The organism is Burkholderia puraquae, from assembly GCF_002099195.1.
Lineage (GTDB): Bacteria > Pseudomonadota > Gammaproteobacteria > Burkholderiales > Burkholderiaceae > Burkholderia > Burkholderia puraquae.
Map to the genome: position 1 here is coordinate 142201 of NZ_NBYX01000009.1, position 21250 is coordinate 163450.

The 21250-nt window shown below is 69.4% G+C and carries 24 protein-coding genes; 17 read left to right on the forward strand and 7 right to left on the reverse strand.

Annotated elements, in window-relative coordinates:
• Positions 1-87: 87 nt before the first annotated feature.
• Positions 88-1005 carry a 3-hydroxyacyl-CoA dehydrogenase NAD-binding domain-containing protein gene (locus B7G54_RS18970; RefSeq protein ID WP_085040474.1) on the forward strand — a complete coding sequence of 306 codons (918 nt, stop codon included), beginning with the start codon at positions 88-90 and terminating at the stop codon, positions 1003-1005.
• Positions 1006-1029: 24 nt separating this feature from the next.
• Here B7G54_RS18970 and B7G54_RS18975 read toward each other — a convergent pair whose 3' ends face one another.
• Positions 1030-1311, reverse strand: a complete 282-nt coding sequence (locus B7G54_RS18975; protein WP_085040475.1) for a DUF4148 domain-containing protein — start codon at positions 1309-1311, stop codon at positions 1030-1032.
• A 171-nt stretch (positions 1312-1482) separates the two neighbouring features.
• Positions 1483-2331, reverse strand: coding sequence for a LysR substrate-binding domain-containing protein (locus B7G54_RS18980; RefSeq protein ID WP_085040476.1), 849 nt, complete (start codon positions 2329-2331; stop codon positions 1483-1485).
• Between the two features lie 331 nt (positions 2332-2662).
• On the opposite strand from B7G54_RS18980, the gene madL reads away from it, so the two are divergent.
• From madL to B7G54_RS19035, 11 genes are all read left to right on the forward strand, one after another.
• Positions 2663-3058 carry a malonate transporter subunit MadL gene (madL, locus tag B7G54_RS18985; protein WP_034186756.1) on the forward strand — a complete coding sequence of 132 codons (396 nt, stop codon included), beginning with the start codon at positions 2663-2665 and terminating at the stop codon, positions 3056-3058.
• An 11-nt stretch (positions 3059-3069) separates the two neighbouring features.
• The gene (madM, locus tag B7G54_RS18990; RefSeq protein WP_085040477.1) at positions 3070-3837 is read left to right on the forward strand and encodes a malonate transporter subunit MadM; all 768 of its coding nucleotides are present in this window, start codon (positions 3070-3072) and stop codon (positions 3835-3837) included.
• A gap of 165 nt (positions 3838-4002) precedes the next feature.
• Positions 4003-5649: a malonate decarboxylase subunit alpha gene (gene mdcA / locus B7G54_RS18995; RefSeq protein ID WP_085040478.1), complete on the forward strand. Its 1647-nt coding sequence runs from the start codon at positions 4003-4005 to the stop codon at positions 5647-5649.
• A 10-nt stretch (positions 5650-5659) separates the two neighbouring features.
• The gene (gene mdcC / locus B7G54_RS19000) at positions 5660-5977 is read left to right on the forward strand and encodes a malonate decarboxylase acyl carrier protein (protein WP_085040479.1); all 318 of its coding nucleotides are present in this window, start codon (positions 5660-5662) and stop codon (positions 5975-5977) included.
• Complete coding sequence (locus tag B7G54_RS19005) at positions 5974-6987, forward strand: biotin-independent malonate decarboxylase subunit beta (protein ID WP_244289380.1); 1014 nt, start codon at positions 5974-5976, stop codon at positions 6985-6987. The genes mdcC and B7G54_RS19005 overlap by 4 nt, the downstream gene beginning before the upstream one ends.
• A complete protein-coding gene (gene mdcE / locus B7G54_RS19010; RefSeq protein WP_085040480.1) occupies positions 6974-7681 on the forward strand; it encodes a biotin-independent malonate decarboxylase subunit gamma in 708 nt (235 codons plus the stop codon). The genes B7G54_RS19005 and mdcE overlap by 14 nt, the downstream gene beginning before the upstream one ends.
• A complete protein-coding gene (gene mdcG, locus B7G54_RS19015; RefSeq protein WP_085040587.1) occupies positions 7668-8336 on the forward strand; it encodes a malonate decarboxylase holo-[acyl-carrier-protein] synthase in 669 nt (222 codons plus the stop codon). Before mdcE ends, mdcG begins: the two co-directional genes overlap by 14 nt.
• On the forward strand, positions 8333-9199 hold the full coding sequence (gene mdcB, locus B7G54_RS19020; RefSeq protein ID WP_085040481.1) for a triphosphoribosyl-dephospho-CoA synthase MdcB: 867 nt from the start codon (positions 8333-8335) through the stop codon (positions 9197-9199). Before mdcG ends, mdcB begins: the two co-directional genes overlap by 4 nt.
• Positions 9196-10128, forward strand: coding sequence for an acyltransferase domain-containing protein (locus B7G54_RS19025; protein ID WP_085040482.1), 933 nt, complete (start codon positions 9196-9198; stop codon positions 10126-10128). The genes mdcB and B7G54_RS19025 overlap by 4 nt, the downstream gene beginning before the upstream one ends.
• 117 nt (positions 10129-10245) lie before the next feature.
• The gene (locus tag B7G54_RS19030) at positions 10246-10767 is read left to right on the forward strand and encodes a phospholipase D-like domain-containing protein (protein WP_085040483.1); all 522 of its coding nucleotides are present in this window, start codon (positions 10246-10248) and stop codon (positions 10765-10767) included.
• A 125-nt stretch (positions 10768-10892) separates the two neighbouring features.
• Positions 10893-11537, forward strand: coding sequence for a phosphoribosyltransferase (locus B7G54_RS19035; protein ID WP_085040484.1), 645 nt, complete (start codon positions 10893-10895; stop codon positions 11535-11537).
• 7 nt (positions 11538-11544) lie between these two features.
• Here the strand turns inward: B7G54_RS19035 and B7G54_RS19040 are convergent, their stop codons facing one another.
• Positions 11545-12762: a polyhydroxyalkanoate depolymerase gene (locus tag B7G54_RS19040; protein ID WP_085040485.1), complete on the reverse strand. Its 1218-nt coding sequence runs from the start codon at positions 12760-12762 to the stop codon at positions 11545-11547.
• 252 nt (positions 12763-13014) lie between these two features.
• On the opposite strand from B7G54_RS19040, the gene B7G54_RS19045 reads away from it, so the two are divergent.
• Both B7G54_RS19045 and B7G54_RS19050 read left to right on the forward strand, forming a co-directional pair.
• Positions 13015-13644, forward strand: coding sequence for a glutathione S-transferase family protein (locus B7G54_RS19045; protein ID WP_085040486.1), 630 nt, complete (start codon positions 13015-13017; stop codon positions 13642-13644).
• Positions 13645-13827: 183 nt separating this feature from the next.
• A complete protein-coding gene (locus tag B7G54_RS19050) occupies positions 13828-14022 on the forward strand; it encodes a hypothetical protein (protein WP_085040589.1) in 195 nt (64 codons plus the stop codon).
• A 109-nt stretch (positions 14023-14131) separates the two neighbouring features.
• On the opposite strand, the gene proP is transcribed toward B7G54_RS19050, so the two are convergent.
• Positions 14132-15619, reverse strand: coding sequence for a glycine betaine/L-proline transporter ProP (gene proP / locus B7G54_RS19055; protein ID WP_085040487.1), 1488 nt, complete (start codon positions 15617-15619; stop codon positions 14132-14134).
• A gap of 538 nt (positions 15620-16157) precedes the next feature.
• Between proP and B7G54_RS19065 the strand changes: the two genes are divergently transcribed.
• On the forward strand, positions 16158-16490 hold the full coding sequence (locus tag B7G54_RS19065; protein ID WP_085040488.1) for a YnfA family protein: 333 nt from the start codon (positions 16158-16160) through the stop codon (positions 16488-16490).
• Between the two features lie 34 nt (positions 16491-16524).
• Here the strand turns inward: B7G54_RS19065 and dnaQ are convergent, their stop codons facing one another.
• The 3 genes from dnaQ to B7G54_RS19080 are packed head-to-tail and all read right to left on the reverse strand — an operon-like array spanning position 16525 to position 18550.
• Positions 16525-17259: a DNA polymerase III subunit epsilon gene (gene dnaQ / locus B7G54_RS19070; RefSeq protein WP_085040489.1), complete on the reverse strand. Its 735-nt coding sequence runs from the start codon at positions 17257-17259 to the stop codon at positions 16525-16527.
• 38 nt (positions 17260-17297) lie between these two features.
• Entirely contained in the window at positions 17298-17741 is a 444-nt protein-coding gene (gene rnhA / locus B7G54_RS19075; protein WP_011351593.1) for a ribonuclease HI, read from the reverse strand.
• Entirely contained in the window at positions 17738-18550 is an 813-nt protein-coding gene (locus tag B7G54_RS19080; protein WP_085040490.1) for a class I SAM-dependent methyltransferase, read from the reverse strand. The genes rnhA and B7G54_RS19080 overlap by 4 nt, the downstream gene beginning before the upstream one ends.
• Before the next feature lie 18 nt (positions 18551-18568).
• Here B7G54_RS19080 and gloB point away from each other — a divergent pair, with 18 nt between their 5' ends.
• Both gloB and B7G54_RS19090 read left to right on the forward strand, forming a co-directional pair.
• On the forward strand, positions 18569-19375 hold the full coding sequence (gene gloB, locus B7G54_RS19085; protein ID WP_085040491.1) for a hydroxyacylglutathione hydrolase: 807 nt from the start codon (positions 18569-18571) through the stop codon (positions 19373-19375).
• 151 nt (positions 19376-19526) lie between these two features.
• A complete protein-coding gene (locus B7G54_RS19090) occupies positions 19527-21101 on the forward strand; it encodes a transglycosylase SLT domain-containing protein (RefSeq protein WP_085040492.1) in 1575 nt (524 codons plus the stop codon).
• Positions 21102-21250: the final 149 nt, after the last annotated feature.

Genomic DNA, 21250 nt, shown 5'->3' on the forward strand with positions numbered 1-21250 from the left:
AGTCTGCAATCTGCATCAATGCATGCGCGTGCGATTCGATGCGACAATCGCCGCGATCTGTTTGCAGACCAACGACACGGGACAATCATGGACATTCGACGCATCGCGATCGTCGGCGCCGGCGTGATCGGCGCGAGCTGGGCCGCTTTCTATCTGACGCAGGGCTTCGACGTCGTCGCGACCGATCCGGCGCCGCAAGCCGACGCGCGGCTGCGCGACGCGCTGGCTGCATTTCTCGGCGACCGGGCCGCCGAACTTTCCGCGCGGCTGTCGTTCGACGCCGATCTCGCGCGCGCGCTCGACGGCGTCGACTTCGTGCAGGAGAACGGCCCGGAGCGGCTCGACCTGAAGCGGGCGCTGTACCGGCAGATGGACGATGTGCTGCCCGCGCACGTGCCGATCGCGTCGAGTTCGTCGGGCCTGAAAATGTCGGACATCCAGACCGCATGCGACAAGCATCCGGAACGTTGCCTGATCGCGCATCCGTTCAATCCGCCGCACCTGATTCCGCTCGTCGAGCTGGTTGGCGGCGATGCCACCAGCCAGGACGTGATCGCGCGCGTGAAGGATTTCTACGATGCGCTCGGCAAGCAGACGATCGTCCTCAACAAGGAGATGACCGGCCACGTCGCGAACCGGCTCGCGGCCGCGCTGTTCCGCGAGGTGTATCACCTCGTCGGCGAAGGTGTCGTGAGCGTGGCCGATGCGGACAAGGCCGTCGCATGGGGCCCCGGCCTGCGCTGGGGGCTGATGGGGCAGTGCCTGACCTATCACCTCGGCGGCGGCGCGGGCGGGATCGCGCACTTTCTCGAACACCTGTCGGGGCCGATCACGAGCTGGTGGGACGACCTCGGCACGCCTTCGTTCGATCCGGACGTCGATCGCAAGCTGAACGACGAATTGCGCGCGATCCAGGGCGCGCGTTCGATGCAGGAACTGGCGGCCGAGCGCGACCGGCTGCTCGTCGAATTGATCGACGCGCGGCGCCGCAGCTTCCTGCCCTGATCGCGCCGGAGCGTCGGCGTCCGGCTATTGCTGCGAGGTTGCCTGCGGCGCCGGCGGCGTCTGGGCCAGCCATGCGGGGCTGGCGGCCTGCACGAGTTCGCGGTTGCGCGCACGGGTCGCGGCGCTCGGCGGGTAGTTGCCGTCGTTCGTCGGCAGTTCGCCGTCGAGATAGGCCTGCTTGAGTTGCGCGATGACTTCCGCGCGGGTCAGCCCCTGTTCGGGCGCCGCGGTATCGGTCGTCTGGGCAAAGGCTGGGGACAGCAGGGCGGCGGCGGCGGTCGCGACGGCGAATCGCAGGATATTCATGGCGTGCTCCGATCAAGGGGAAGGGGTACCGGATGCGCGCGGCGGCTGGCCGTGCGTTCCGATGGGTCCCATTGTCGCGAGCGGGTGCTGCGCGGACGATGACGCGTTCCGGGCAAAGCTGTCAGTTGCGGGCGCGATCCCTCCTGCGTGTGTCGCGCCCGGTGCGGTTGGTTACAACTCTGATGCCGCCGTGATCAGCGTCGCTTCGAGTGCGAGCGTCGAACGCGACGCGGCTGTCGGCCGGTCGATCACGTATTCGAGTTCGCCGAGTTCGGGCAGCCCCGCGTCGAGCCGCGCGAGCCCGGCCGGGATCACGTAGCCGGCGAACGCGCTGACGCCGAGCCCCGCGCTTGCAGCGGCGCGCAACACCGCGACGCTGCTGCTCACGACCGCGATCCGGTACGGCCGCCCGACGGCTTCGAGCGATTCGAGCACGCGGCGGCGCGATACGCTCGGCTCCGGATGCATCGCGAGCGGCAGCACGGCCTCGTGGCCGGTGATCCGCGAATCAGGGCCCGTACACCAGTACAGCGGCTCGCTGCGGATCACGCGGCCGCGCCGGCTGCCTGCAATGCGCTTCGCAAACACGAGATCGTGCCGCCCTTCGTCGAGCGCATCGAACAGGTCGCCCGACAGCCCGGTCGAAATCGCGAGCTCGACTTCCGGATTGCGCTGCACGAAGCTCGCGAGCGCGGCCGTCAGGTGCGCCGACGCGAAATCCTCCGACATCGCGAGCCGCACCTTGCCCGACAGCGGCGGCCCGCACACCGACGTGACGGCTTCGTCCATCAGCTCGAGGATGCGCACCGCGTAGCGGAACAGCGCGTCGCCGTGCTGCGACAGGTGCACGTTGCGCGTGTCGCGTTCGAACAGCGGCCGGTCGAGCAGCTCCTCGAGGCGGCGGATATGCTGGCTGACGGTCGACTGCGACAGGCTCACGCGCTCGGACGCAGCAGTGAAGCTGCCGGACTGGGCGACGGCGACGAAGCTGCGCAGCAGCTCGGGCGGTAACGGACGCATTGCTAAATCCACTGAATCGGTTTCGACAACTTCATAAATGGCCGGATATTGCGGCGCTAGTATCGGATCACGCGCCGGTGCGGCCCATGCAAGGGGCACATCGGACGCGTAGCCCGTGTCGCGCCGCCAGCTCCATCGGTCAGTCTAAGCCATCCGGCGTCCGGCCCGAAACCGCATCATCCCATCGACCGCCCGAGAATGCGCTCGCACGACGAGCCGCCGGGTCGCGGCGCCCCGCCGCAGGAGACAGACTGTCCGCGCCCGGGACCGGCGTGCGGGCCTGGCTCCCGCACGCGTCAGGCGCCCGTCACGAAGAGACTGGAGACGACTCATGATCATCTACGGAACCGCGCTGCTGGCGTTCTGCCACCTGGCCGGACTGTTCCTCGGCGACCTGCTCGGCAGCGCGATCGGCGTGAAGACCAACGTCGGCGGCGTCGGCATCGCGATGCTGCTGCTGATCTGCCTGCGCCTGTGGCTGCACCGGCGCGGCTGGCTGCCGAAGGAGACCGAGGCCGGCGTCGGCTTCTGGGGCGCGATGTACATCCCCGTCGTCGTGGCGATGGCCGCGAACCAGAACGTCGTCGCCGCGCTGAAAGGCGGCCCGGTCGCGCTGCTGGCCGCCGTCGGCGCGGTCGCGATCTGCGCATGCTGCATCGCGGTACTCGTGCGCACCGGGCGCGACGACACGGCCTTCGCGGGCGTGCCGCAATTCGAAGAACAGTGAAGGAGGCCGCCATGCTGCAGATGCTCGAAAAAACCGTCGCCCACAACGGGCTCGTCGCGTCGTTCGCACTGGTCGGCCTGATCATGTGGCTGTCGTCGATCGCGTCGCGCAAGCTCACGTTCGGCCGCGTACACGGCTCCGCGATCGCGATCGTGATCGGCCTTGTGCTCGCCTATGTCGGCGGCGCGTTCACCGGCGGCGAGAAGGGGCTCGCCGACGTGCGGCTGTTCGCCGGTGTCGGCCTGATGGGCGGCGCGATGCTGCGCGATTTCGCGATCGTCGCGACCGCGTTCGAAGTGCAGCCGACCGAGGCGCGCAAGGCCGGCCTCGTCGGCGTCGTGTCGCTGCTGCTCGGCACCGTGCTGCCGTTCATCGTCGGCGCGAGCATCGCGCGCGCGTTCGGTTACACCGATGCGGTCAGCATGACGACGATCGGCGCGGGCGCCGTCACCTACATCGTCGGGCCCGTCACGGGCGCGGCGATCGGCGCGAGCTCCGACGTGATCGCGCTCAGCATCGCGACGGGGCTGGTCAAGGCGATCATCGTGATGGTCGGCACGCCGGTTGCGGCCAACTTCATGGGCCTGAAGACGCCGCGCTCCGCGATGATCTTCGGCGGCCTGGCCGGCACCGTGAGCGGCGTGAGCGCAGGCCTCGCCGCGACCGACCGCCGGCTCGTGCCGTACGGTGCGCTCGTCGCGACGTTCCATACCGGCGTCGGCTGCCTGCTCGGCCCGTCGGTGCTGTTCTTCACGACGCGCGCGCTGGTCGGCGCGTAGCACGTCGCGTGCGATTCGGGCGGCCCGCGCGTGCAGCCGGCGTGCGCGGGCCCGGGCACGCCGCATCCATCGCGGCGTCCTCTGAGTCGCATTCGTCAACATCATCAATCGGCGGCGGCGCCAGGCTTAGAATGCCGCTGAACCATCGAAGCGGGAGAACTGTTCATGACGGGATGGAATCACGCGCGGCAGGCGCGCGATGCACGCCTCGCGGCCGGTGCGCGTTTCGCGCAGGGCAAGCGGGTCGACGCGCGCGACACCGTGGCGTTGCTCGAAGCGGTGCTGCGGCCAGGCGACCGCGTCTGCCTCGAAGGCGACAACCAGAAGCAGGCCGACCTGCTCGCGACGGCGCTCGCCGACGTCGACAGCGCGAAGATCCACGACCTGCACATGGTGCAGTCGGGCGTCGTGCTGCCCGAGCATCTCGACGTGTTCGAGCGCGGCATCGCGAAGCGTCTCGACTTCGCGTATTCGGGCCCGCAGTCGCAGCGCATTGCGAAGCTGCTGTTCGGCGGCAAGATCGCGCTCGGCGCGGTGCATACCTATCTCGAGCTGTTTGCACGCTACTTCATCGACCTCACGCCGCAGGTCGCGCTGATCGCCGCGGTCAGTGCCGATCGCGACGGCAACCTGTACACCGGCCCGAACACCGAAGATACGCCGACCGTCGTCGAGGCCACCGCGTTCAAGGACGGCATCGTGATCGCGCAGGTCGATCGCATCGTCGACAAGGTGCCGCGCGTCGACATCCCGGGCGACCGCGTGCATTTCGTCGTCGAGGCCGGCCGGCCGTTCTACGTCGAGCCGCTGTTCACGCGCGATCCGGCCGCGATCACCGAAACGCAGATCCTCACCGCGATGCTCGCGATCAAGGGCGTCTACGAGCCGTACGGCATCAAGCGCCTGAACCACGGGATCGGCTTCAACACGGCCGCGATCGAGCTGCTGTTGCCGACCTACGGCGAGAAGCTCGGGCTGAAGGGCAAGGTCTGCTCGCACTGGGCGCTCAATCCGCACCCGACGCTGATTCCCGCGATCGAGTCGGGCTGGGTCGAGCAGATCCACTGCTTCGGCTCGGAGGTCGGGATGGACGACTACATCCGCGCACGCTCCGACATTTGGTTCACGGGCCCCGACGGGTCGCTGCGCTCGAACCGCGCGTTCTGCCAGACGGCCGGCCTCTATGCGTGCGACATGTTCATCGGCTCGACGCTGCAGATCGACCTGTCCGGCCATTCGTCGACGGTCACGGCCGAGCGCATTGCCGGCTTCGGCGGCGCGCCGAACATGGGCAGCGACGCGCGCGGCCGGCGCCACCCGAGCGAGCCATGGCTGAAGGCCGGCGCGGAAGCCGACCCCGACACGCCGGCGGCACTCAGGCGCGGCCGCAAGCTGGTCGTGCAGATCGGCGAGACGTTCGGCGACAAGAACGCGCCGATGTTCGTCGAGAAGCTCGACGCGCTGAAGCTCGCCGACAAGCTGCAGCTCGACCTCGCGCCGATCATGGTCTATGGCGACGACGTCACGCACATCGTCACCGAGGAAGGGATCGCGAACCTGCTGATGTGCCGCGACAAGGATGAACGCGAGCACGCGATCCGCGGCGTGGCCGGCTATACGGAGATCGGCCGGGGCCGCGACCGCAGGATGGTCGAGCGGCTGCGCGAACGCGGCGTGATCCGTCGCCCGGAGGATCTCGGCATCGATCCGCTCGACGCCGATCGGCGCTGGCTCGCCGCGCGTTCGATCAAGGATCTCGTGCACTGGTCGGGCGGGCTCTATGCGCCGCCGGCCCGGTTCCGCAACTGGTGAGGAAGAGGGCATGGAACAGTTGAACTATCGCTTCACTGCGCGCGAGCGCGCGAAGGGCGAGCAGGCCGCGGCGCTGGTCGGCGTCGTGGCATCCGGCAATCTCGAAGTGCTCGTCGAGCGCGTGCTGCCGGGCAATGAATGCGAGATCGACATCCGCACCGCGGCGGTCGGTTTCGGTGCGGTGTGGCAGGCCGTCGTCACGGATTTCGTCGAGCGGCGCACGCCGGGCGGGTTGAAGCTGTCGATCAACGACGGCGGCGCACGGCCCGACATGGTGTCGCTGCGGCTCGCGCAGGCCGTGCGCGCGATCGAGGGAGACGCCAAATGAACAATCCCCACGCTCACATTGATTCGCTGCCTCCCGCGGGGGCGGGCGCCTCCCCAGGGGCGGCCCATCGGGAGGCGCCGAACGACGCGATCCACGACACGCCCGCGTTCGTCGCGAACGGCGCGAGCTGGTACGAAGCATCGGCACGGCAGCGCATCGACGGGCTGCTCGACGCCGGCAGTTTCAGCGAATTCCTCGGCCCGGCCGAGCGCGTGACGAGCCCGCACCTGCCGCTGTTCGACCTGCCGCAGCAGTTCGACGACGGAATGGTGGTCGGCCACGGCCGGCTCGACGGGCAGCCGGTGTTCGTCGCCGCGCAGGAAGGCCGCTTCATGGGCGGCGCGTTCGGCGAAGTGCACGGCGCGAAGCTCACCGGGCTGCTGCGTGCCGCGCGCGAAGTCGGCAAGCCGGTGCTGATCCTGTTCGATACGGGAGGCGTGCGGCTGCAGGAAGCGAACGCAGGCGAACTCGCGATCGCCGAGATCATGCGCGCGCTCGTGGAAGCGCGCACGTCCGGCGTGCCGGTGATCGGGCTGATCGGCGGGCGCGCGGGCTGCTATGGCGGCGGCGGGTTGCTCGCCGCGTGCTGCTCGGCGCTCGCGGTGTCGGAGCAAGGCCGCATCAGCGTGTCGGGCCCCGAGGTGATCGAGACCAATCGCGGCGTCGAGGAGTTCGATGCGAAAGACCGCGCACTCATCTGGCGCACGATGGGCGGCAAGCACCGGCGGCTGCTCGGCGGCGCGGATCGCTACGTGGCCGACACACCCGATGCGTTCCGTGCGGCGGCGCTCGAGCTGATCGGCCGCGCGCCGAAGTTCGATGCGGCAATGCTGCGCGCGGAACAGGCCCGCCTTGAGGCGCGTGTCGAGCGATTCGGCGCATGCAAGGATGCGCTCGACGTGTGGCGCACGCTCGGTGCGGAAGCGCCCGAAGCGATTCCCGGAATGCCCGACGATGCGTTCGCCGCGCTCGCCGACCAACTGCAGGAGCCGCAGCATGACGCTCGATGAAGTCCTGACCTCGCTGTTTCCGAAAGGCCATGCGATCGCGCGCACCGGCGGCCTGCTGACGGGCCACGCGGAGCTGGCCGGCACGCGTGTCGACGTGATCGGTGTCGCCGACCGTTTGCCGTTCGGCATCGACGAGGCGCTGACGCTCGCGGCGCGCGTGCTCGACACGATCGCGCGCGGTGGCGACACGCCGATCCTCGTGCTGGTCGACAGCGACAGCCAGCGGATGAGCAAGCGCGACGAACTGCTCGGCCTGAACGAAGGGCTGTCGCATCTCGCGAAGTGCCTGATGCACGCGGATCTCGCCGGGCACCGGACGATCGGCGTCCTGTACGGCCACACGGCCGCGGGCGCGTTCATCGCGACCGCGCTCGCGACGCGCACGCTGCTCGCGGTGCCGGGCGCGGAGCCGGAAGTGATGGACCTGCCGTCGATGTCGCGCGTGACCAAGCTGCCGATCGACGTGCTGAAGGAGATGTCGCGCTCGACGCCGGTGTTCGCGCCGGGACTCGACAACCTCGTGAAGATGGGCGCCGTCGACGCCGTGCTCGATCCGGCCCGTGCGCTCGACGCGCAGGTCGGCGAATGGCTCGGCAAGCCGGCCGACCGCGTCGACCGGCGTGCGGCGCGCGGCCGGCCGGTCGCGACCGATGTCGCTCGGCGCGTCGAGGCACTCGCGCGTGCCGCACGCTGAGCTGCCGCTGCGCCGCCACACGCTCGTCACGCTGACGGCGGCGGGGTGGGGCGCGGCATTCGCGCGCGATCCCGCGCTCGCGGCGGATCCGCTCGTGCAGGCATGGGCCGCGCGTGGCTGGCCGCTGATCGTGCGCCGCGCGTCGCCCGACGAGGCCGATGCCGGCCGTGTGCCGCTCGGCCTGCCGCTGCCGCCTGCCGCGGGCAAGCGGCGCATCGCGCTGAACGCGGCGGCTGACGCGCTCGCGACGGTCGGCCCGCTGCCCGCGTTGGCCGACGTGCTCGCGGCCGCGCCCGACGCATGGCGCACGGCGTTGCGCGAGCTCGATGCGCTCGGCGCGCGTTGCGGCGTGCAGGGCCGCGTGTTCGGCAGCCTCGCATGGCAGGCACTGACGGGCGAGCGCTACCTGAGCGAGTCGTCCGATCTCGACATCGTGTTCCCGCTGCCGGACTCCGCATCGATCGCGCCGCTGCTCGACGGCCTCGCGGCGATCGACGCACGCGCGCCGATGCGCATCGACGGCGAACTGCTGCGCGACGACGGCGCGGGCGTCAACTGGCGCGAACTGCGTGCGCGGCAGCCTGAAGTCGCGGTCAAGACCGCAATCGCCGTCGAACTGATGCCGGCCGAAGCATTCACCGGAGGCGCGCGATGAGCGCATGGGCTGCCTGCCGCGTACCGGCGCCGTCCGAAGCCGAGCGCATCGCCGAACTGGCCGAGCGCAGCCTCGTGCTCGAGATCGAGACCTATCCGAAGCCGGGGCTCGTCAGTCATGTCGACACCGGCAGTCATTCGGACATGGATGCCGCGACGTTCGCCCGCAGCGCCGCCGTGCTGCGGCCGTACTTTGCAGAACTCGCCGACGCGGGCGCGCGCGATGCGGACATGGCCGTGCTGCGCAAGATCGGCCTGCGTGCCGAGCACGCGATGCTTGCCGCGACCGGCGGCGTCAATACGCATCGCGGCGCGATCTTCGGGCTCGGGCTGCTGTGTGCGGCCGCGGGCCGGCGCGCGATGCCGGGAACCCTGCCGGGCGGGATGACGCTCGGCGCGTTCGTTTCCCGTCGCTGGGGAGCCGATATCCTCGGCGGCCCGCGCTTGCCCGACAGCCACGGCGAGTGCGCGAGCCGCCGCTACGGCGTCGGCGGCGCGCGTCGCGAGGCGGCCGACGGTTTCCCGGCCGTCTATGCGGTCGGGCTGCCCGCACTGCGCCGCGCGCAGCGTGACCTGCCTGGCGATTCGGAAGCCGCGCGCGTCGATGCGTGCTTCGCGCTGATCGCCGCGCTCGACGATACGAACCTGCTGCACCGGGGCGGCCAGGCCGGCCTCGCGTTCGCACGGGCGGCCGCACGCGCGTTCGTGGCCCGCGGCGGCGTGCGTGCGCGCGACTGGCGGCTGCGCGCGGCTGCCGTGCATCGTGCGTTCGTGGCGCGGCGGCTGAGCCCGGGCGGCGCGGCCGACCTGCTCGCGATGAGCGTCTTCGTCGAAGCGCTCGAAGCCGACGGGGGCGCGCGATGACGCTGGCCATCCTCTGTTCGGGACAGGGCGCGCAGCGTGCCGACATGTTCGACCTGACCGGTGCCGCGCCGCAGGCCGATGCGCTGTTCGCGCACGCCGGCCGGCTGCTCGGCGAGGATCCGCGCGCCTGGGTCCGGCAGGCCGGGCCGGACGCGCTGCGTGAAAACCGTGCCGCGCAGATCCTCTGCACGGTCCAGGCACTCGCCGCCGCCGCGCTGCTCGACGCGATGTGGCCGCGCCGGCGCTGCGTTGCCGGCTACAGCGTCGGCGAAGTCGCGTCGTGGAGCGTCGCGGGGATGATCGAGCCGGCCGCCGCGCTCGACCTGGCCGATGCGCGTGCGCGTGCCATGGATGCCGCGAGCGGCGGCGACGAGCGGATGGTGTTCGTGCGCGGCCTGACGCGCGCGCAGCTAGCGCGCTTGTGCGACGGCCGCGACGCGGCGATCGCGATCGCGAACCCCGGCGACGCGTTCGTGGTCGCGGGGCGGCAGGCCGATGTCGATGCGGTGGCCGACGACGCGTCACGCGCCGGCGCGCTGCGCGTCGCGCCGGTCTGCGTGCGGATCGCGTCGCACACGCGCCGGCTCGCCGCTGCCGTGCCGGTGTTTCGTGCGTCGCTCGCCGCGACGCACGTGCGGCGGCCGCTGCCGGGCACGCGACTGCTTTCGGGCATCGACGGCGCATCGGTGCTCGATCCCGATACGGGCCTCGACAAGCTGGCCCGGCAGATCGCGGAGCCGGTCGAGTGGGCGGCCTGTCTTGCCGCCTGCGTGGAGGCCGGTGCGACTGCGTTCCTCGAGCTCGGCCCCGGCCGCGCGCTGGCCGAGATGGCTGGTGGCGCGTATCCGGCGCTGCCGGCGCGCAGCCTCGCGGATTTTCGTTCCGTCGACGGTGTGGCGAGCTGGCTCGCGCGCGTCGCGGCGGGCTGATCGACGGCGTGGAAAACGGGCTGTAACCCGTCCGCCGGGCGCCGGTTTTGCGTTGTGTGTTGCGCCGGCGCAGCAGCATCGCAGCCGGTGCTTGCCACGCGAATTGGCGTCGCTACAATGGCGCCCGCCATGAGACCAGCCGCCTTCCTTCTCGCCGCGCTTTGCTGCGCGGCGAGCGCCCACGCCGCCCAGATTCCGTCCGATGCCGGATCGGTCGGCACATACTTTTCGTATGACAACGCGGCGGCCGACGCGACCGTCGACCTGATCGGGCAGGCGCAGCACCGCGTGCTGCTGGCAGGCTATACGCACGTGCCGCCGGCGGTCGCGAGCGCGCTGCGCGCGGCCCGCTCGCGCGGGATCGAAGTGCGTGTCGTGCTCGTGCGTTCGCCGCGCGCGGGCAGGTACAGCGGCGCGGGCTATCTGAAGTCCTCGGGTATCGACGTGGCGATCGATTCGCGGCACGGTGATCCCGCGCCGCGCTTCGTGATCGTCGACGACAGTGTCGCGCTGACGACGCTGTCGGAGGGCGCGGCCACGCATGCGGAGACGGTGAATGTGTTCCAGCGTGCGCCCGAGCTTGCGCAATCCTATGCGCAGTCGTTCTGGCGGCTGTACCGGCAGGCCGGCGGCCTCTGACCCTTTCCTGCGACGCCACGCGCACCGGTGTGACCCCGCTTGCATCGGCGCTGCCGATGAACCATGCTCGTTGACAGGCGCCGGCGCGCGGTTCGCGCATCCGGCGCAACGGCAGGGAGCCGATCGTGTTCGAGTGTTTTGCCGATCGCGCCGACGCGGGTTACCAACTGGCCGGCGCATTGCGCGATTACGCGGGGCGTAGCAATGTCGTCGTGCTCGCATTGCCGCGCGGCGGCGTGCCCGTCGCGTACCCGGTCGCTTGCGCGCTGCACGCGCCGCTCGACGTGCTGGTCGTGCGCAAGCTCGGCGTGCCGTACGACCCCGAGCTCGCGATGGGCGCGATCGCGACGGGCGGCGCGATTCATCTGCAGCGTTCGGTGCTCCGCTCGATGAACGTGTCCGGCGAACAGCTCGCCGACGTGATCGCGCGCGAGACGGCCGAACTGCATCGACGCGAAGCGCTGTATCGCGGTGCCGCGCCGCCGCTGCCGGTCGAGGGGCGGATCGCGATCGTCGTCGACGACGGCATCGCGACCGGCGCGTCGATGCGCGTCGCGCTGCAGGCGTTGCGCGAGCGCCATCCGGCGCGGATCGTGGCGGCTGCCCCGGTCGCGCCGGCGGGTGCACGGCATGCATTCGACGATCTGGCCGATGCGTTCGTCACGGTGACGCAGCCGCTGCCGTTCTTCGGGATCAGCCAGTTCTACGCGCGCTTCGAGCAGACGAGCGACGACGAAGTACGGGCTTTGCTCGACGCGGCGCGGCTCTGATGCGGCGTCACGTCCGCCTGATGCGGCGTGGACGAGGGCGGCGGGTTTCGGCCCACGCGAACACGCGCTGCAGCATCGGATGGACATCCCCGTGCCAGCGCGCCCCCGTGAACAGCCCGTAGTGATCGCAGTCGTCGATGTCGACGCGATAGCGCTCGTCGTCGGCGAGGCCGCTGCACAGGTCGAGCGCCGCATGCGTCTGGCCGGCGCCCGTGACCTTGTCGCACGCGCCTTCGACGGTCAGCAGCGCGACGCCGCGCAAAGCCGCCGGCTCGACACGCCGGTCGCCCACGTCCCACGTGCCGAGCGCGAGGCTCATGCGCTGGAACACGACGTCGACCGTGTCGAGGAAATACTCGGCCGGCATGTCGAGCAGCGCCGTGTATTCGAGCAGCGCGCGCCGCGCGCCGGCGAGCCCGGCCATGTCGAAGCGCGACGCTGCCAGCGCATACGCTTCGATCAGCGACAGGAAGCGCTGCGGGTACACCAGCGCGATCTCGCCCTGCTGCAGATAGGTCGGAAATACGTGGCGGCCATGCCCCGCGAAGCCGGGCGGCACGACGTCGATCAGGTGGCGGCGGCACCAGCCGAGCGAATGGGCGGCGGCGGCGGTGCCGAGCGCACTCGGGTTCCGGCGCGCATCGAGCGGGCCGCCGATCAGCGTGACGCTCGCGGGCGGCGCGAGGCCGCGCGCGGCACGCAGCGCGAGCGCGCCGAGCACCGGCACGGTCGCCTGGCACACGGCGACGACATGCAGCGGCCGGTCGTCGTGCGCGAGCCCGTCGACGAAGCCGTCGAGCGTCGCGACATACTCGTCGAGCCCGAAGCGGCCCGAAGCGAGCGGCACGTCGCGCGCATTGCGCCAGTCGGTCACGCAGACGTCGCCGTCCGCAAGCAGCGTCTCGACGGTTTCCCGCATCATCACGGCCGCATGTCCGGCGAGCGGTGCGCACAGCAGCACCGTGCGCCGCGCATCGGCACGCGCGAAGCGCCGCAGGTCGCAGAACGGCGTGCGCGCGACGACGCGCTCGCCGGCGGCCGGCCACCCGATGTCGAAGTGCGGCGGCTTGTCCGGCGGCCCGAGCAGCGGCTCGAACAGGTCGTCGTAGCACGACGACGCGGCATGCGGCAGCGTGGCTGCGGGCCACGCGTCGAATGCGTGCCGGGTCGCCGCGCGCCAGGCGCGCATCCATTCCCGCTGCTGCTCGACGAGGGCATACCACATGGCGAACCTTGGGGCGGATGGGGCGTGAACTTGCATTATGGTCACTGTGGCCGGACAACGTGAGCCCCGCGTGCGGCAGGCCGATGCGCATCAGGCGCACGGGGCGGGGGCCGGCTGCACACGTTCCGCTGTTTCGGCGAACGCATTCGTGGAGCCGGCACCAGCCCGTTGCCGGCGGGAACGGGCCCTAGGCGACGCCGCGCGACGCTGCTACAGTCGTCGATCCCATTCCCCTCAAGCGGAGCGTTTGCGATGAAGCTGATCGGCATGCTGGATTCCCCGTTCGTGCGTCGTGTCGCCATTTCGGCGAAGCTGCTCGACCTCCCGTTCGAACACGAGTCGATCTCGGTGTTTCGTCACTTCGAGCAGTTCAGGGCGATCAACCCGGTCGTCAAGGCACCGACGCTCGTGACCGGCGACGGCGCGACGCTGCTCGATTCGTCGCTGATCGTCGACTATCTCGATCACCTGGTCGCGCCCGGGCGGCGCCTGCTGCCCGATGCCGCCGATGCCCGGCTGCGCGCGCTCGTGCCGGTCGGCTTCGCGCTGGCGGCCGCCGAGAAGACGGTGCAGGTCGTCTACGAGCAGGCGCTGCGTCCGGCCGACAAGCAGCACGCGCCGTGGCTCGAGCGCGTGCTGAGCCAGATCGAGGGCGCGTACGGCGCACTGGAGCCGCTCGTCGCGGCCGCGAACGGCTGGTTCGGCGGTGCGCGCCTGCTGCAGTCCGACGTGACGGTCGCGGTGGCATGGCGTTTCACGCAGTTCATGGCCGCCGACTATCCGGCGCTCGCGCGGATCGATCCGGCCCGTTATCCGGCACTGGCTGCGCATTCGGCACGGGCGGAAGCGCTGCCGGCGTTCGTCGAAACGCCGCTCGTCTAGGCGTCGCGGCGGCGCGCGACGCGGCTCCGCTCGCTACCCGCCGCCCGCTCGGCCTTGCCGGGCAAGCCTTTGCCGATTGTTCTCGGCGGCTGACAAGTGACTTCGCATTCGCGCTGTTTATCCGGAAGCAGCCGCTCCCTAGAATCCACTCCATCGAATATGCGTTGCCTGATGGAGCCGATGATGAAAGCCCTGATCGAATCGAGCCTGTACCACCCGTCCGTCGTGTTGCCGCTTGCCGCGCTGACACAGTTGATGGTCGAGCGCGATTTCAATCTCAGTCAGGTCGGGCTGATCGTCGCGGCGCGCGGTGCGCAGGCCGCCGTATCGCGCTCCCGTGCGCTGATTTTCTGCCGCGACGGCGCAGCGCAGGCATGACGGCGCTTGCGGCGCATGGATGAAAAAAAGCCCGGCCGGCGCAAGCCGGACGGGCGGATCGGGTTCGATCGGGCCCCGGCTTCGGCCGGGGCTTTTTCATGGGCGACGCTCAGGCGCGTGCCGGCGACACGGCACTGTACATCTCCGATTCGTCGTCCTCGCGCATCTGGCGCACGAGCTGATGGGCTTCGCGGCGCGTCGCGACGGCCGGCGGCGAGCCCTTGAGCGGCTGGCGCGCGGTTTCGGCGAGCGCGACGACCGACACGATGCCGATCACGGCGGCGCCCATCATGTAGTACGCGGGCATCATCAGGTTGTGCGTGACGTCGACGAGCCATGCGGTGACGAGCGGCGTCGTGCCGCCGAACAGCGACACCGACACGTTGAAGCCGATCGCGAGCGCGCCGTAGCGGATCTCGGTCGGGAACAGCGCCGGCAGCGCCGACGGCATCACGCCGGTAAAGCACGACAGCAGCACGCCGAGGATCAGCAGGCCGCCGAACACCGACGCCGTGGTGCCCGCATGGATCAGCATCATCGACGGGATCGACAGCGCCAGCAGGCCGACGCAGCCGGCGAGCATCACGGGCTTGCGGCCGATCCGGTCGGACAGGCGGCCGGCGGCGAGCGTCAGCGGCATCATCAGTACCATCACGATCAGCACGAGCACGAGGCTGTGCGATTCGTCGAAGTGCAGCGTCGACGACATGAAGCTCGGCAGGTACGACAGCACCATGTAGTCGGTCACGTTGAAGATCAGCACGAGGCCGACGCACAGCAGCAGCGCACGCCAGTTGCGCATCAGCGTTTCGCGGAAGCGCGCCTTCGGCACGGCCTTGTCCTGCGCTTCGCGCTCTTCGGCCTGGCGCTTGAATGCGGGCGTTTCCTCGAGCTTCATCCGGATGTAGAGGCCGATCAGGCCGAGCGGGCCCGCGATCAGGAAAGGCACGCGCCAGCCCCACGACAGCAGCGCTTCCTGCGACAGCGACGCGGTGAGCAGCGCGACGACGCCGGCGCCCAGCACGTATCCGATCAGCGTGCCGAACTCGAGGAAGCTGCCCATGAAGCCGCGACGCTTGTCGGTCGAGAATTCGGCGATGAAGGTGGCGGCGCCGCCGTATTCGCCGCCGGTCGAGAAGCCCTGCACGAGGCGGGCGACGAGCAGCAGCACGGGCGCCATGATGCCGATCGACGCGTAGCTGGGGATCAGGCCGATCGCGAACGTGCCGGCGGCCATCATGATCATCGTGGCGGCGAGCACGCGCTGGCGGCCGATACGGTCGCCGAGCGGGCCGAACACCATGCCGCCGAGCGGGCGCACGAGGAACGCGGCCGCGAACGTGCCGAAGGTCGCAAGCAACTGCGCAGACGGGCTGCTGGACGGGAAGAACACCTTGCCGAGCGTGACGGCGATGTAGCTGTAGACGCCGAAGTCGAACCATTCCATCGCATTGCCGATGGCCATTGCGCTGACGGCGCGCTTGAGGAGGCTCTGGTCGACGACGGTGATGTCGTCCGCGACGAGCGGGGCTTCGCCGGACGACGAAGCGGAGGAAGAGGCAGCGGTCGGGCTGACGTGTGTTGCGGTCAAGGTCATGCACTCCTTTGACTGCGCCGGACGGGCGGGCCGTCCGACACGGTTTGCCGGCGAGCGCGGTGTCGAGTGCGGCGCGTCGGGGCAGGCCATTAAGCACTTACTGCACAGGAGGCGGTAAAGGGCCGTAAGGGGCTGCTTCGACGCGGGCCCGATGGGCCGTCGCGACAGTGCGCTCATGAAGAATGGGCCGCGTGATGCAGGCGGCAGATGCCGGTGCGGACGATGTCCGGCGTTCCGGCAAGCGCCCCGGAGGGGCAACGAAACGAGAAAAGCGGGCCTGTCGGGCGGGCTTTCCTGTGAGTGCAATTTCGGTCGAAGGGCCGGCATGCGATGCGCGGACAGACTTCTCTCGAAATCGAATAGACAGAGATTGAATGTTGAAACAGGCGACATGATAGCACGATGACGGATGATCGTGCAAATTGCCGGGAAACGCCCGTCTGGCGGGGCGTCCGGCGGGGACGGCTCGGGTATGATCGGCGGCGCGCGGCGGGCCCGCGCAACCCCCGGTGAAGGGGGCGAATTCACGAGGAACCGGATGACCGAACTGATGAGGATCGCGGCGCTGTTCGCCGCCACCGCGCTGGCCGAAATCGTCGGCTGTTACCTGCCTTGGCTCGTGTTGAAGGATGGCCGGCCGGTGTGGCTGCTGGTGCCGGCCGCGCTGTCGCTTGCGCTGTTCGCGTGGCTGCTGACGCTGCACCCGAGTGCGGCGGGGCGCACCTATGCCGCGTACGGCGGCGTGTATATCGCGGTGGCGCTGGTCTGGCTGCGGGTGGTCGACGGCGTCGCGCTGACCCGCTGGGATGTGGCCGGCGCGGCGCTCGCGCTCGGCGGAATGGCGGTCATCGCGCTGCAGCCGCGCGCGTGAGCGCGGCCACGGCGCGGGCCGTGAGCCGTCTGCTTCAAGCCGTTTCGGTGGCGCCCGCGTCGGCGGACAAGCGCCACACGCAGGTACCCTTGACCGACTTGTCGAGCTCGTCGAGCTGCGCCAGGTGCGCGGCGAGCTCGTCGTCGCTCGCGGCCACCACAGCCAGGTCGAGCGCGGCGAGCGACACGCGCTGGCCGTTTGCTGCACCGCCGTCGGCGCCCGCGTCGTCGAGCATGTCGATCACGAGGCTGTCCTGGCCGCGCGTCATCGCGAGATACACCTCGGCGAGCAGCTCCGAGTCGAGCAGTGCGCCGTGCAGCGTGCGGTGCGCGTTGCTGATGCCGAAGCGGTCGCACAGCGCGTCGAGCGAGTTGCGCTTGCCCGGGAACATCTGCTTGGCCTGCACCAGCGTGTCGATCACGCCGCCGCAATGCTCGCTGAACGGCGGCAGGCCGAGCCGCGCGAATTCGGCGTCGAGAAAGCCCAGGTCGAACGGCGCGTTGTGGATGATCAGCTCGGCGTCTTTCACGAAGTCGCGGATCTGGTCGGCGACTTCCGCGAATTTCGGCTTGTCGCTGAGGAATTCGGTCGTGAGACCGTGCACTGCGAGTGCGCCCGGATCGCTGTCGCGCTCGGGGTTCACGTAGAAGTGCAGGTTGTTGCCGGTGAGCCGCCGGTTCAGCAGCTCGACGCAGCCGATTTCGATGAGGCGGTCGCCCGTGCGGGCGTTCAGGCCGGTGGTTTCGGTATCGAGAATGATCTGGCGCATGTCGGGAAAAACGAAGGAAACAGGGGAGCGGCCCGTGTTCAGGCCGTGAGCGATTCGACGCCGCGATTCGCGAGTGCGTCTGCGCGCTCGTTTTCGGGATGGCCCGCGTGGCCCTTGACCCAGCGCCACTCGACCTCGTGCTGTGCGACGAGGGCGTCGAGCCGCTTCCACAGGTCGGCGTTCTTCACGGGTGTCTTTGCCGCGGTGATCCAGCCTTTCTTCTTCCAGCCGTGGATCCACTCGCTGATGCCTTTCTGCACGTATTGCGAGTCGGTATGTACGATCACCTGGCACGGCCGCTTCAGCGCTTCGAGCGCGGCGATCACGCCCATCAGCTCCATGCGGTTGTTGGTCGTGTTGGGCTCGCCGCCGAACAGCTCCTTCTCCTTGTCGCCGTAGCGCATCAGTGCGCCCCAGCCGCCGGGGCCGGGGTTGCCCTTGCAGGCGCCGTCGGTATAGATGTCGATGGTATCGGTTGTCATGAATGTTCTTGATGGGTGGTCGGGGAGGCCGCCGGCGTCAGGCCCGGCGAGAGCACGGGCTTCTTCATCCTGATCTGGCCGACGAGACGCATGCCGCGCACGCGCTTGACGGCCGTCACCATGTAGACGGCGCCGAAGATCGGCCACCAGCGGTCGCCGGCGGCTTCCATGAAGCCGTAGCGGGACAGCCACTTGTCGGTGACGAGCGGCGGCCGGTAGCAGCCGAAGCGGCCGCGTTCGAGGTCGAAGCCGAGCAGCTTGATCCAGTCCTTGAGCCGGATGAACGCGATCTGGTCGCGCGTGGCCGGCACGAACGGGCGGTTCGCCATGCGCCCGAACGATTGCCGCATGCCCCACAGGCTCAGCGAATTGAAGCCGGTGATCACGAGCTGGCCTTCCGGCATCAGCACGCGCTCGGCCTCGCGCAGCAGGCGGTGCGGGTCGGACGTGAATTCGAGCGTGTGCGGCATCACGATCAAGTCGACGCTTTGCGACTCGAACGGCAGGTCGAGCAGGTCGCACCAGGTCGTGCTGCGGCCGTCGGGCGCGTGCTCGGGCGCACGCGCTTCGCGCGCCCACGGAAACTGGTACGGCGCGCTTGCGCCGCTTGCCGGATCGAGCACGAGGCCGCGATACGGCATGCGGTTCTCGCGCAGCGCGTCGAGCTGCGGCAGGCCGAGCTGCAGCGCGTGGAACCCGAAGACGTCGGACACGATCCGGTCGAGCTGCGCCTGCTCCCAGCCCAGCACGTAGCGGCCGGGAGGCGAGTCGGTCCAGGCGGGCCAGTCTATAATTTGACGGTCAGACATAACGATGATTGCGCGCCCATGAACGAGCTGGAATACGTGCCGGTTCCGGCATTCGATGACAACTATATCTGGCTCGTCTCGGACGGCCGCGATGCGATCGCCGTCGATCCGGGTGAAGCCGCGCCGGTACGCCGGGTTCTAGCCGAACGAGGCTGGCGGTTGACCGCTATTTTACTCACGCACCATCACGCCGACCACGTCGGCGGTGTCGCGGCACTGCGAGATAGCCAACCGGACGATGTTCCGCTCACTGTTTACGGCCCCGCGGCCGAGGCGATCGGCGTAGTCACGCGGCCGCTTTCGGGCGGCGCGCGCGTGACGCTCGACGCACCGGCCGTCGCGTTCGACGTGCTCGACGTGCCGGGCCATACGCGCGGCCACATCGCCTATTTCCAGGCGGCCGGGCAGGGCGCGGCGGCGCCGCACGTGTTTTGCGGCGACACGCTGTTCTCGTGCGGCTGCGGCCGCCTGTTCGAAGGCACGCCCGCGCAGATGCTCGCGTCGCTCGATGCGCTCGCGGCGCTGCCGGGCGACACGCACGTACATTGCGCACACGAATACACGCTGTCGAACATCCGCTTCGCGCTCGCGTGCGAGCCCGGCAATGCGGCGCTTGCCGCGTGGCGCGACGAAGCGCAGGCGCTGCGCGCGCGCGGCGTGCCGACGCTGCCCACTACGATTGCTCACGAGCGTGCCGTTAACCCGTTCATGCGGGCGGACAGCGCGGTGATTCATGCCACGCTCGAGGCCGAGCTGCACGAAACGGTGCCGGATCGTCTGGCGGCATTTACGCTGATGCGCGAGTGGAAAAACCGGTTCCGATGATGATTTCCGGAGGACTCCAAAGCTCAAGCGGTGTCTGTAAAAATTGCTCCAAATGTAGGATTTCGCTGAGTTTTCGGTGTTTTTATTGACGTGAAGCACGCACTTCCGTAGTATCGCCTGCAATTTCCAGCCGTCGGAAGCCGAGATTTTCATGCGACTTATATTGAGTGCGATGGTGGTGCTGCTACTCGCCGCTTGTGCGAGCCAGCCCCCTGTCGCCAACAACGCCGCCGATTCGCAGGCGACGTCCAACTACCTCCGTAAATCAGCCACCGCCAAAGAAACTGTCGACGTCGACAAGCAATCCGTCGGCGACCTGACCAGTGCCGACTCCGATCTGTGGGGTCGCATTCGCCGCGGCTTCCAGATGCCGGACCTGCAGAGCGACCTCGTCGACATGCAGACGACCTGGTACACGCAGCGTCCCGACTACGTGCAGCGCATGACCGAGCGCTCGCAGAAGTACCTGTACCACATCGTCGAGGAGCTCGAGGCGCGTCACATGCCGACCGAGCTCGCGCTGCTGCCGTTCATCGAGTCCGCGTACAACCCGCAGGCGCTGTCGGTCGCGAAGGCGGCCGGCATGTGGCAGTTCATGCCCGGCACGGGCCGTACGTACAACCTGAAGCGCAACATGTGGCAGGACGAGCGCCGCGACGTGCTCGCGTCGACGAGCGCCGCGCTCGACTACCTGTCGCGCCTGCATGACATGTTCGGCGACTGGTACCTGGCGCTGGCCGCGTACAACTGGGGCGAGGGCAACGTGCAGCGCGCGATCGCGCGCAACCAGGCGGCCGGCCTGCCGACCGACTACCAGAGCCTGCGGATGCCGAACGAGACGCGCAACTACGTGCCGAAGCTGCAGGCGGTGAAGAACATCATCGCAAGCCCGAAGCAGTATGGCCTGACGCTGCCGGACATCCCGAACCACCCGTATTTCGTGACGGTCACGACGTCGCGCGACATCGACGTCGCGGTGGCGGCGAAACTCGCGAACCTGCCGCTCGACGAGTTCCGTTCGCTGAACCCGTCGTTCTCGAAGCCGGTGATCCTCGGTGCGACCGAGCCGCAGATCCTGCTGCCGTTCGACAACGCGTCGGCATTCGAGAAGAACCTGAAGGGGTACAACGGCCAGCTTTCGTCGTGGACCACCTATACGGTCAGCGAACGTGCACGACCGGCAGCGATTGCCGAGAAGATCGGCGTCGACGCCGATACGCTGATGTCGATCAACAAGATTCCGGCCGGCATGCGCCTGAAGCCGGGCTCGACGATCGTCGTGCCGCGCGGCGATGACGACGACGAGGACATCAGCGCCGACGTCGCCGAAAACGGTGCGCTCGCGATGGAACCCGATGTGCCCGACACGCGCAAGATGCTGATCCGCGTGCGCCGCAAGCAGTCGATGGCGGCGATCGCCGGCCGCTACGGCGTGTCGGTCGGCCAGCTCAAGGCGTGGAACCGCACGCACCGCGATCTCGCGATGCCGGGCCAGGCGCTCGTGCTGCACGTGCCGGTCGGCCGTTCGGTGCCGGCGGAACCCGGTCCGGAGCGGATCGCGACGTCGGCCGGCGGTGCGCACATCGAGCGCGCGAGCCTGGCGGTGGGCGGCAAGTCGCACGGCGCGAAGCGCGGCGCGGCGAAGCCGGCGGCCAAATCGGCGAAGGCGGCTCCCGCGAAAGCGGCGCCGGCCAAGGCCGCCGCGCACAAGGGCAAGAAGAAGTAACGCCGCCGCGAACGCATCGTGCGGCCGGCCCGGTTCGCGCGATTGCGCTATCATCCGACGAAATGCGACGAAACGCCGTCACCGAGGTGACGGCGTTTTTGTTTGTGCGCAGCGCGGGGGCGCTGCGTCGCATGTCTTCATATAACGAG